We start from the raw sequence: 758 nt of genomic DNA on the forward strand, positions 1-758 counted from the left end.
TCGCCGGTGGTGGTGTGGTCGGTGTCGTCCGCGAGGACCTGGGCGACCTCGGGTATGTCCTCGATCAACGGCCGCCGCCGCGCCATCACATACCCCGGAGTGAACCTCCCCCAGTCCATGTCCGTCACCGTCAACACCGTCTCGTCCTGCTCCAACGCCTGACGCAACGCCTCCACCGCCCACACAGGCTCCATCGCCCGCACCCCACGACGCTCCAACTGCTCCGCCGTACCCTCCGACGCCATACCCGTCGCCCGCCAACCACCCCACGACACCGACGTCGCCACCACACCCCGCGCCCGACGCTCCCACGCCAACCCATCCAGATACGCATTCGCCGCCGCATACGCCCCATTACCCGCACTGCCCCACACCGCCGCACCCGACGAGAACAACACAAACGCATCCAACTCAAGCCCAGCCGTCAACTCATCCAGATACCGGGCACCCCACACCTTCGCCGCCATCTGCGCCCGCATCTCCGCCGCATCCACCTCCCCCACCACGCCATAACTCGCCACACCAGCCGTGTGAAAGACCGCCGACAGCGGATACTCCGCCGGCATCCCCGCAACCACCCGCTCCACAGCAGCACGGTCGGTCACATCACACGCGACCACCTCCACCTCCGCACCCAGACCACCCAACTCCTCCACCAGCTCACCCACACCCTCAGCCCCACCACCACGCCGGCTCAGCAGAACCAGACGCTCCGCACCCGCCCCGGCCAGCCACCGCGCCACATGCCCACCCACACC

Annotated in this window: 1 protein-coding gene; it reads right to left on the reverse strand. The window is 68.3% G+C overall.

The window, feature by feature from the left end; all coding sequences use genetic code 11:
- A partial coding sequence (locus IG88_RS0137800; RefSeq protein WP_324609023.1) for a beta-ketoacyl reductase occupies nt 1-755 on the reverse strand: 755 nt, incomplete at its 3' end.
- Nucleotides 756-758 lie beyond the last annotated feature (3 nt).

Source organism: Streptomyces sp. NRRL F-5650, from assembly GCF_000721365.1.
Taxonomy (GTDB): domain Bacteria; phylum Actinomycetota; class Actinomycetes; order Streptomycetales; family Streptomycetaceae; genus Streptomyces; species Streptomyces ardesiacus.